Annotated in this window: 3 protein-coding genes; 2 read left to right on the top strand and 1 reads right to left on the bottom strand. The window is 74.5% G+C overall.

The features are described from left to right. On the bottom strand, positions 1 to 966 hold a 966-nt coding region (locus HGCM_RS17220), incomplete at its 3' end, for an ROK family transcriptional regulator (RefSeq protein ID WP_019135971.1). Positions 967 to 1077: 111 nt separating this feature from the next. On the opposite strand from HGCM_RS17220, the gene xylA reads away from it, so the two are divergent. Together xylA and HGCM_RS17215 are read left to right on the top strand one after the other, a co-directional pair. Then, the gene (gene xylA, locus HGCM_RS06075) at positions 1078 to 2268 is read left to right on the top strand and encodes a xylose isomerase (RefSeq protein WP_019135970.1); all 1191 of its coding nucleotides are present in this window, start codon (positions 1078 to 1080) and stop codon (positions 2266 to 2268) included. Between the two features lie 34 nt (positions 2269 to 2302). Further along, on the top strand, positions 2303 to 2946 hold a 644-nt coding region (locus tag HGCM_RS17215; RefSeq protein WP_246119434.1), incomplete at its 3' end, for an FGGY family carbohydrate kinase.

Raw genomic sequence — 2946 nt, 5'->3', positions numbered from 1 at the left:
AGCAGGTGCGGCGCGACGTCGTCGCGGCGCTGCAGGCGTACGTCGACGGCCTCGGCCGGGGGGACGCCGCCCGACGGCGCGGCCATGCTCGCGGCGGTGGCGGTCGGCGCGCGCGTGCGGGTCGAGGCCGGCCGCGCGCAGCATCGCGTCCTGGCCCGCCACCTCCTCCAGCGACCGCTCGCCGTCCACGACCGTGTGCCCGATCTCGCCGGCCCAGCCGTGCCGGCCGTCGAAGCGCACGCCGTCCAGCACGAGCGCCGCGCCGATGCCGACCTCGCCGGACACGTACAGGAACGACGCGGCGCCGCCGTGCGTGCGGCGCGCGTCCGCCTCGGCCTGGGCCGCGAGGTCGGCCTCGTTCGCGAGCTGCGGGGGGTGCTCGCCGAGCACCGACGCGGGCGGCAGCAGGCCGACGACGTCGACCTCGCGCCAGCCGAGGTTGGGCGCGAGCAGCAGCGAGCCGGTCGCGCGGTCGACGAGGCCGGGCAGCGCGAGCGCGGAGCCGACGACGCGCGGGGCGGGCTGCGTCGCCGACACCTCCTCGACGAGCTCGTCGACGAGCCGCGCGAGCAGCCGCAGGACGGTGCGCGGGTCGGAGCCGCGGAAGTCGCCCGCGAGCTGGCGCTCCCCCAGCACGGCGCCGGACAGGTCGACGACGCGCGCCCCGAGGTAGTCGACGTTCACCTCCGCCCCGACGGCCGCGAACGTGCGGGACGGTGCGGCGAGCGGCACCGCCGGCCGGCCGGCGCGCACCGCGGGGGCGGGCGGCAGCTCGGCGACGAGCCCGGCCTGGACCAGGCGGTCGACGAGCGCCGAGACGGTGGCGCGGGTCAGCCCGGTGGCGGCGGCGACGTCGGCGCGGGACGGTGGACGGGCGCCGACCGTCGAGGCGTCGAGCACGTACCGGAGCACGAGCTCGAGGTTGTGCTCGCGCAGGGTCCCCTGGCGGGCGGCGGTGGCGCGCATGGGCTTGACCCTAGCGCGCATCCGCTTTAAGTTCATCCGTACAACTAATCCGTGCGCCGCTGGTGGCGCCCGGTCGGTCCCACCCGCTGCTCGACGACGAGAGGCCTCACGATGGTCCGCAAGCCCACGCCCGACGACAAGTTCTCCTTCGGTCTCTGGACCGTCGGCTGGAACGCCCAGGACCAGTTCGGCAGCGCGAGCCGCCCCTGGCTCGACCCCGTGGAGTCCGTGCACAAGCTCGCCGAGCTCGGCGCCGCGCACGTGACGTTCCACGACGACGACGTCGTCCCCTTCGGCTCGTCGGCGGCCGAGCGCGACCGGATCCTCGAGCGCTTCAAGGGCGCCCTGGCCGAGACCGGCATCACCGTCGAGATGGTCACGACGAACACGTTCAGCCACCCGATCTTCAAGGACGGCGCGTTCACCTCGAACGACCGCCGCGTGCGCCGCTACGGCCTGCGCAAGGTCGTCCGCAACGTCGACCTCGCCGCCGAGCTCGGCGCGACGACGTTCGTCATGTGGGGCGGCCGCGAGGGCGCCGAGTACGACAGCGCCAAGGACCTCAACGCCGCGCACGACCGGTACGCCGAGGGCATCGACACCGTCGCCGCGTACATCAAGTCCAAGGGCTACGACCTGCGCATCGCGATCGAGCCCAAGCCGAACGAGCCCCGCGGCGACATCCTCCTGCCGACCGTGGGCCACGCGCTCGCGCTCATCGCCAAGCTCGAGAACGGCGACATCGTCGGCCTCAACCCGGAGACGGGGCACGAGCAGATGGCGGGCCTCAACTACACGTCCGGCATCGCGCAGGCGCTGTGGGCCGAGAAGCTCTTCCACATCGACCTCAACGGCCAGCGGTCCATCAAGTACGACCAGGACCTCGTCTTCGGCCACGGCGACCTGTTCTCCGCGTTCGCGACGGTCGACCTCGTCGAGAACGGCTTCCCCAGCGGCGGCCCGCGCTACGACGGCCCCCGCCACTTCGACTACAAGCCCTCGCGCACCGAGGACTTCCAGGGCGTGTGGGACTCGGCCGCCGCGAACATGGCGACCTACATCCTGCTCAAGGAGCGCGCGCAGGCGTTCCGCGAGGACCCGGAGGTCCAGGAGGCGCTCGAGGCGTCCGGCGTGCTCGAGCTCGCGCAGCCGACCCTCGCCGAGGGCGAGACGCTCGACGACCTGCTCGCCGACACCTCGGCCTACGAGGACCTGGACGTCGACGCCGTCGCCGCCCGCGGCTTCGGGTTCGTCCGGCTCAACCAGCTCGCGCTCGAGCACGCGCTCGGCGCCCGCGGCTGACGCCCGCCGCTCCACGGGGACGAAGGAGACGCTGATGGCACTCGTCGCGGGGATCGACTCCTCGACGCAGTCCTGCAAGGTCGTCGTCCGCGACGCCGCGACCGGGGCGCTCGTGCGCTCCGGTCGCGCGTCGCACCCCGACGGCACCGAGGTCGACCCGCGCCACTGGTGGGACGCCCTGCAGGCCGCGATCGCCGACGCGGGGGGCCTCGACGACGTCGAGGCGGTCTCCGTCGGCGGGCAGCAGCACGGGATGGTCGTGCTCGACGAGGACGGCGAGGTGATCCGGCCGGCGCTGCTGTGGAACGACACGCGCTCCGCGCAGTCCGCGCTCGACCTCGTCGACGAGCTCGGCGGCCCGCAGGCGTGGGCCGACGCGTGCGGCTCGGTGCTCGTCGCGTCGCTCACGGTCACCAAGCTGCGCTGGCTGCGGGACCACGAGCCGGAGAACGCCGCGCGCGTGGCCGCCGTCGCGCTGCCCCACGACTGGCTGACGTGGCGGCTCGCCGGGTACGGCCCCGGCTCGGGGCGCGAGGGCCTGGAGGCGCTCGTCACCGACCGGTCGGACGCGTCCGGCACCGGCTACTGGTCGCCGACCACCGACGACTACCGGCGCGACCTGCTCGAGCTGGCGCTCGGCCACGACGCGGTGCTGCCGCGCGTGCTGCGCCCGCACGA

Origin of the sequence: Cellulomonas massiliensis JC225 (assembly GCF_000312005.1) — a bacterium.
GTDB lineage: Bacteria > Actinomycetota > Actinomycetes > Actinomycetales > Cellulomonadaceae > Cellulomonas > Cellulomonas massiliensis.
Note: the sequence above shows the minus strand (reverse complement) of the source record. Positions and strands in the feature narration are given on the sequence as shown.